This window comes from Leifsonia shinshuensis (assembly GCF_022606355.1).
Classification (GTDB): Bacteria; Actinomycetota; Actinomycetes; order Actinomycetales; family Microbacteriaceae; genus Leifsonia; species Leifsonia shinshuensis_B.
On the sequence record NZ_JAHHZQ010000005.1, the window covers coordinates 17,552 to 25,289 of the forward strand.

Genomic DNA, 7,738 nt, shown 5'->3' on the forward strand with positions numbered 1-7,738 from the left:
TCGTTGCACTACCGACGCGGTGACGAGCCTATGATTTTGACAATCGAATGTCAATCAACCACAACTTCTTGCGGCCCGAAAACTCAACGATCTCCAGACGATCTGGATTGCAAGCGCAAAATTCAGCTTGACATTCGATTGCCAAGACTCGATCATGAACTCCGAAGTTCATCGGCGAACGCACGTGCGAAGGAGCACAGATGAAATCCCACTTGTTACGCGCCGTCGTGATCGGCGGCGTGGCGGCCCTCGGGCTGACCGCTCTGGCCGCGGTCCCGGCGACCGCGGCGGACGTCCAGGCGACGTTCGTGGTGTCGCCTGCCGGCACCGGATCCGACTGCACCGCAACGGCCCCCTGCTCGATCGATGAGGCGCGGACGTTGGTCAGGGCCGCGGCTCCCACCATGACCGGCGACCTCGTCGTCGAGTTCGGCGACGGCGACTACCATGTGACCTCGGCGATCGCCCTGACCGCCGCAGACTCCGGTCACAACGGCCATCGCATCATCTGGCGCGCGGCCGCCGGCGCCACCCCCACCATCGACGGCGGGCAGAGCGTCACCGGCTGGACGCAGTGGGCGGGCAACAACGCCATCTGGAAGGTTCACACCGGCGCGATCGACAGCCGCCAGTTCTACGTCGACGGGGTACGGCAGCCGCGCGCGTCCTCGCCGGCGAGCGTGCTCGGCGCGATCACGAAGACCGCAACCGGCTACACGGTCACCACACCCGGTCCGCTCGGGTACAACCCGGAGGACACCGAGTTCGTGTACACGGGCGCCGCAGGGGCCCAGGTCGGCTGGGAGGCGTGGGTCGACCGCCGCTGCGGAGTGGCCTCGGTCAGCGGCACAACGGTGACGATGGACACCGGCTGCTACGGGGGCCTGGCTTCGATCACCGGTGTGCAAGGGCTCGGCAACCCGACCAGTGTCGAGAACAATCTCGCCTTCCTCGACCAGCCGGGCGAGTGGTACTGGGACAAGAACAGCCAGGACCTGTACTGGATGCCGCCGGCCGCCCATTGGAACGACTCCGCCTGGATCAACTCGCAAACGGCGGTCGTTCCGACGGCGACCGGTCTCGTCACCGGCACGAACGTGTCCGACTTCACCATCCAGGGCCTGAGCTTCCAGAACGCGACCTGGACGGGACCGAGCGGGCCGAACGGGTTCATCGACATCCAGGCGGCGATCCAGTACACGAGCACGGCGAACGTCTTCGCGGCGCCGCCGGCGGCACTCGATTTCAGCGGGAGCCACGACGTCGCGATCTACGGCAACTCGCTCGCCCACATCGGCCAGACAGCCATCCAGTTCACAGCAGGCAGCCACGACAACCTGATCCAGGCGAACACCATCACGGACATATCCGGTTCGGGTATCTCGCTCGGATCCGTCAACGACCGCAACCCCGCCGTGCCGGACAACGGCAATGTGGTCGCGGACAACAGCGTGTCGTACATCGGCCAGGAGTTCCGCGGTGCCGTCGGAATCCTCGGCGGGTACGTCGCCTCGACGACGATCCGGAACAACACCGTCCAGCACGTCCCGTACACGGGGATCTCAGTCGGCTGGGGCTGGGGAGGTGCATCGATCCTCGGAGACAACCACATCGTGCAGAACTGCATAGCCGATACCGCACAGTCCCCGCTGTTCGACTCGGGTCTCATCTACCTCAACGGCCCGCACAACGCCACACCGCGCTCCACGGTGACAGGGAACTACCTGAACGGAGACCCCAAGGCCAACGGCGGTGTGATCTACGCCGACGGCTCGACCTCGAACTACGACATCACCGGCAACGTCGTGACCGGGAGCGCGAACTCCTGGGTCAAGCTGCAGGACATCGCCGGCCAGGTCGCGCAGAACAACGTGTTGGCCGACAACTTCTCAGACACCAGCGCCGTCTACCTGGGAACACCCCAGAACCGCAACCTGATCGGAGCAAACACCGTCGGTGCGGGCTCCTCAGCGCTCCCGGCCGCTGTCGCCATCCATGACGCGGCCTGCACTCCGCGCACCCTGGCCGCCCCCGCGACTCCCTCAGGTCTCAGCGCAAGCGCCAGGACGAGTGCCGCGGTGGCGAGCTGGACCAGCGTCGACAACGGCAACTCGCCGCTCACCGGCGCCGACGTCGAGGCCCGCGCGGCCGACGGCACGACTACCGCGGTCACCTGCGACGATGCCGGCCGCACCTCGGCCTGCGTGGTCGGCGGGCTGAAGCCGGGAGCGACCTACCAGCTGCGGGTCCGGGCCTCGAACGTGCTCGGCGTGAGCTCCTGGACCGGATGGAGCACCGCGGTCACTGTGCCTGCGGCGACCGTCGACCCGCCGGCGGGAAGCGGCTCCGGTTCGGGGGGTGCAGGAGCAGTGGGCGCCGCCGGCACCGGGACGGATCCGGCTGCCGCCGGCGGCTCGACGGCGCTCGGCGACATCGCACTCGCGCACACCGGAAGCGACTCCTCGCCGATCGCCCTGGCCGCGGGGGTCCTGCTGACGTTCGGGCTCGTCCTGACCGCAGGAGTAGTGGTCAGCCGGCGTCGCGCGGCCCGCACCGCCGCCCTCACGAGCCTGGGAGGCGACGAATGAGAATCGTCGAGGTCTCCAGCTGGAGCGTTCCGTTCCCGGCCGCGGACCCTGTGTTCCGCTGGCGCGACGGACTCCCCGGCAGTGCGCCCGCCGGCGACCGCGGCATTCTGCGGATCAGCACCGACACCGGCGTTTCCGGGGTCGCCCTCGCCGGCCGCCCGGGCAGCGCTCCTGTGCTCGCGGACCTGGTGGAGCGGGTGCTGCGCCCGGAACTGCTGGGCGCCGACCCGCTGCAACGCGAGTACCTGTGGCACCGGATCTGGGAACTGGACCGGATCGACGAGATCCCGTTACCGCTGCTGGGCATCGTGGACATCGCCCTCTGGGATCTCGCGGGCCGCCACTACGGCGTGCCGGCGTGGGAGCTGATGGGCGGCTTCCGAGAGCGGATCCCGGCCTACGCCTCCACGGTGACCTTCGGGTCGGTCGATGAGTACCTCGACGTGGCGGACCAGTGCCTGGCTCTCGGCTACTCGGCGATCAAGCTGCACGCCTGGGGGGATGCGACCCGCGACATCGAGCTGATCCGCGCGCTCCGCGATCACGTCGGAGCCGGCGTGTCGCTGATGTACGACGGCTCGGCGGGCTTCGACCTCCCCGATGCCATCCGCGTCGGCCGGGCTCTCTCCGACGCCGACTACCTCTGGTACGAGGAGCCGATGCGCGAGTTCAGCGTGAACGCCTACGCACAGCTGTCACGCACGGTCGACGTGCCACTGCTGGTTGCGGAGACCAGCGACGGCGCGCACATGAACTCGGCCGACTTCATCGCCGCGGGCGCCGCCACTTTCGGCGTCCGGGCGAGTGCCGGGCTGCGTGGAGGTCTCACCGGCTCACTACGCACTGCGCACCTGGCCGACGCGTTCCGGATCCGGGCGGAGGTGCACGGCGGCGACCTGCCGAACCGTCACCTGTGCATGGCGATCTCCAACACGACTTACTACGAGTCCCTCGTCACCTCGAACCCGGTGCGACGAGAAGCCTGCGTGGACGCGGACGGCTTCGTCTCCGCCCCGCGCATTCCCGGAATCGGCCTCCCGGCCGGTCCCGCCTACCCCGATGAACTCCGTCAGCACATCGCTGACGAGGACGCGAACCGGTGACCTGCCGGTGCCCTCACCCGGTTCCGTCCGGAGCCGGGAACGATACGAAGTGGAGAACGAGACGATGAAGTCGAACGCAACAAGGGGCCGCATGCGGGGGACGCTGCTCGCGTCCGCCGCGATGACGGCACTACTCGCGCTGGCCGGCTGCGCCAGCACCGATGCCGGCGCCGACGTGAAGGCCACCTTCACACCCGCCGCCCAGGACGGCGGCTCGACCATCACGGTGTGGGTCGACGCGACCCGGCAGCCCGCGGTCGAGTCCTACAAGAAGGCGCATCCGAACGCCAAGATCAAGGTGGTCACGTACGACACGGGATCGTTCCAGACCAAGATCGCGCTGCTGGACAAAGCTGGCAGCGGTTGGCCGGACGTCGTCTTCTCACAGGCGCTGACCGATCTGGGCTGGGCGACGTCCGGGGCTCACCCGTTCGCCGCCCCTCTCGACCAGGGCATCTTCCCCGCGGACAAGATCAAGCAGTTCGCCCCGACCGCGCTCGACCCCTGCACCGCGAACGGCACGTTGTATTGCGTCCGCAACGACCTCGCTCAGAACGTGCTCTGGTACAACAAGACGCTGCTCGACCAGTTCGGCTACAGCGTCCCCACCACGTGGGAGGACTACCAGGCGCTCGGCGAGAAGGTCGCCAAGGAGCACCCCGGCTACGTGATCGGCAGCGTGGGCGACTCGTTCGCCGCCAACGAGTACTTCTGGGGCGCGAAGTGCCCGGCGAACACGCTCAACGGCACAGACTTCTCTTCCGACCTGACAGCGCCCGAGTGCACCAAGATGGCGAAGCTGCTGGATACCATGATCGCCAACGGCTCGGTCACCAAGGATCCCGTGTTCGGCACGTCCTACCCGGCGACCCACGGCGACAAGACTCTCATGCTCGTCGGCCCGTCCTGGTTCGGCCAGTATGTCTTCAACAGCTCGCTGAAGACCCCGGCCGGCCAGATCGCCGCAGCGGCTCCGCTCGCCTGGGACGGCCAGAAGGCGGCGACCGGCAGCGTCGGCGGCGGCGTCTGGTACATCTCGTCGCACAGCACGAACCTGAAGGCATCCTCTGCCCTGGTGGACTGGCTGACGACGTCCGACGACAACCAAGCCTCGGCTCCGACGTACCCGGCCTACGCGCCGGCGGCGAAGGCGTGGCTGGCCAACCCGGCGAACACGGACTACTTCGCCGACGACGTCTCCGAGCCCTTCGCCACGGCGGCCGCGCAGGTCTGGGACGGCTGGTCGGGCATCAGCCGCGCCGACCCCAGCGTGTCCTGGGGATCGCTGGTCGTGCCGGCGCTCACCAGCGGCAAGACGATCACAGAGACCCTGCCCGCTTGGCAGACCGAGATCCTCAACAAGGCCTCCTCGGTCGGTTACACCGTGAAGAAGTAGCTCCACACATGACTGCAAGCATCTCAGAGGCGGAGCGCGTGTCTGCCGAGCGGATGCCGGCCCGGCCGGAGCGTCGCACGCGGCGCTCCGGCCGCACGGGCTGGGTGTTCGTCTCGCTGTACACCGTGCTCCTGCTGGTGTTCGGGATCGTCCCGGCCGGCTATGCCCTGTACCTCGCGTTCACGAACTCGCTCGGCCAGTTCGTCGGGCTCGGCCAGTTCGTCAAGGTCGCCCAGGACTACCGGTTCGCGGGCGCGTTCATCAATATCGGCGTCTACGTCGTCATCTGGCTGGTCGTTCTGGCGGTGTTCACCGTGGGCCTGGCACTCATCATCCATCGACAGACGCGCTGGGTGTCGACCTCGCTCCGCTTCGTGTTCTACATCCCCGGGGCCCTTGCCGGCGTGGCGAGCGTGATGGTCTGGCTGTTCATGCTCGACCCGTCGTCCAGCCCGTTCGGCGGCGTCCTGCAGGCGCTCGGTGTCGACACGTTCGCGAAGGTCGTGCTGCCCGAGCACCTCTCGATCATCTTCGTGGTGATGGCGTTCTGGACCGGCGCCGGCGGCTGGATCGTGATCATGTACGGCGCACTCAACAACATTCCCGTCGAACTGATGGACGCCGCGAAGGTCGACGGCGCCAACGCCTGGCAGACCGCGTGGCGCATCCAGCTGCCGCTGATCGCCAAATGGATCACCTACATGGCCATCCTCGCCTTCGCCGCGGGCACCCAGCTCTTCGTCGAGCCGGCCCTTGTGAACTCTGCGAGTCTCGGCGCGACGAACCCGACCTGGACGCCCAACCAGCTCGCGTTCCTCTACGCCTTCCAGAACAACGACTTCAACGGCGCGGCCGCGATCGCGCTCTACCTGCTCCTGATCGGTCTGGCCGGGGCGCTGTTCCTGGTATTCCGCTCGGGGCTCTTCACCATCGAGGAGGACTGATGTCCGCACACGCCGAGACGGAAACGAGCCGCCGCCGCGGCCCCCGCCTGAGCGCCGGCGCACTGTTCGGGCGGGGAGCCATGTGGCTCCTGCTGGCGATCATGCTGGTGTTCTTCGTGATCCCGGTCGTCTGGCTGCTGCTGGCACCGACCAAGTCGGACGGCGAGCTCATCCGCAACGCCCCGCTGAGCCTGGGGTCGTGGGACGATCTGGCCACCTCGTTCTCGAATCTCATGAAGTTCCAAGGCGGCGCCATCCTGGTGTGGCTGAAGAACTCCGCGGTGTACTCGCTGGTGGCGCTCGTGCTTACGCTGATCGCTTCCATTCCCGCCGGTTACGGGCTCGCCATGACCTCGTTCCGCGGTCGGAAGACGCTGCTGGTGACGACCATGATCGTGATGCTGACGCCCGGCGCCGCGCTCGTGCTGCCCATCTTCCTGGAGCTGAACGCGATGGGGTTGGTCGGCAGCATGTGGTCGGTGACACTGCCCTTCGCCTTCTACCCGTTCGGCGTGTACCTGACGTACATCTACTTCGCGACCAGCCTGCCGCGCAACCTGCTCGCCGCCGCCCGCATCGACGGCTGCAACGAGTGGCAGATCTTCTCCAGGATCGCGCTGCCACTGGCGAAGCCGGTGATCGCACTGGTCGGCTTCTTCAGTTTCGTCGGGAACTGGAACAACTACTTCCTTCCGTTGGTGATGCTGGCGAAGGATGAGGACTATCCGATCCAGATCGGGTTGCAGCAGTTGCTGACCGCGACGCCCGCGTTCAATCCGACAGCCGGCGGCGCGCAGCTCGACATCGGCCGTCCGGAGCTCGCACTGGCAATCATCATCGGTGTGCTCCCGGTGCTGCTCATCTTCCTGTTTTCGCAGCGCAGCCTGGTCTCCGGACTGCTTGCCGGATCGACGAAGGAGTGACGGGCATGACCTCCATGACGGACGGACCTCGGGAAAGGGGCGGCAGATGACGGTGCTCGTCACGGGCGGGGCGCGGGGGATCGGCTGGGCGGCGGCCGCGACACTGGCGCGCGAAGGAGAACGGGTGGTGATCGTCGACCGCGACGTGTCGTCGGTGACGGAGGGCGCGGGCGACATCCTTGCCATCGAGGGAGACGTGACGGATGAGGCTGTGCTGGCCGCGGCGGTCGAGGCTGCCGGCCCGATCACCGGGGTCGTCGCCAGCGCCGGCATCAGCCGGCCGGGTGCGAGCGACAGTTACTCGCTGGAGGAGTGGAACCGGCTGCTCGCGGTGAACCTGACCGCGATGTTCTCGACGTTCCGGATAGCCGCGCGCGCGGCGGTCGACGGCGCGGGCTTCGTCGGCATCGCGTCGGTCAACGGCACGTTGGGCTTCGCCGGCCGGGCGGCCTACGGCGCGTCGAAGGCAGGTGTTGAAGGCCTGGTTCGCTCGCTCGCCGCCGAGTACGCACCGCGCATCCGCGTCAACGCCGTCGCACCCGGCTACGTCAACTCGGACCTGCTCGCACGCAACCTGCGTCTGGGCGTAGTGAGCGAGGCGGCCCTGCTCGCCCGTACCCCTCTGGGCCGGCTGGGCGAGCCTCAGGACATCGCGGATGCGATCGCCTTCCTCCTGAGCCCCCGGGCGTCGTGGATCACGGGGGTGACGCTCCCGGTGGACGGCGGCTGGGCCTCCTTCGGCCTGGGGATGGGGGACCAGGCGTGACCGCTGAGGTGAATGCCG

General features: G+C 67.8%; 6 protein-coding genes. All 6 read left to right on the forward strand.

Features of this window, described 5'->3' with window-relative positions; genetic code table 11:
* Positions 1-200: 200 nt before the first annotated feature.
* The 6 genes from KNO15_RS18775 (at position 201) to KNO15_RS18800 (ending at position 7,720) form a co-directional block, all read left to right on the forward strand.
* Complete coding sequence (locus KNO15_RS18775; RefSeq protein WP_241705340.1) at positions 201-2,588, forward strand: fibronectin type III domain-containing protein; 2,388 nt, start codon at positions 201-203, stop codon at positions 2,586-2,588.
* Positions 2,585-3,691 carry an enolase C-terminal domain-like protein gene (locus KNO15_RS18780; RefSeq protein WP_241705341.1) on the forward strand — a complete coding sequence of 369 codons (1,107 nt, stop codon included), beginning with the start codon at positions 2,585-2,587 and terminating at the stop codon, positions 3,689-3,691. Before KNO15_RS18775 ends, KNO15_RS18780 begins: the two co-directional genes overlap by 4 nt.
* A gap of 64 nt (positions 3,692-3,755) precedes the next feature.
* Positions 3,756-5,087, forward strand: a complete 1,332-nt coding sequence (locus KNO15_RS18785; RefSeq protein ID WP_241705342.1) for an ABC transporter substrate-binding protein — start codon at positions 3,756-3,758, stop codon at positions 5,085-5,087.
* A gap of 8 nt (positions 5,088-5,095) precedes the next feature.
* A complete protein-coding gene (locus tag KNO15_RS18790) occupies positions 5,096-6,031 on the forward strand; it encodes a carbohydrate ABC transporter permease (protein ID WP_241705343.1) in 936 nt (311 codons plus the stop codon).
* Positions 6,031-6,954, forward strand: a complete 924-nt coding sequence (locus KNO15_RS18795; RefSeq protein WP_241705344.1) for a carbohydrate ABC transporter permease — start codon at positions 6,031-6,033, stop codon at positions 6,952-6,954. Before KNO15_RS18790 ends, KNO15_RS18795 begins: the two co-directional genes overlap by 1 nt.
* A gap of 46 nt (positions 6,955-7,000) precedes the next feature.
* Positions 7,001-7,720, forward strand: coding sequence for an SDR family NAD(P)-dependent oxidoreductase (locus tag KNO15_RS18800; protein ID WP_241705345.1), 720 nt, complete (start codon positions 7,001-7,003; stop codon positions 7,718-7,720).
* The last annotated feature ends 18 nt before the right edge of the window (positions 7,721-7,738 follow it).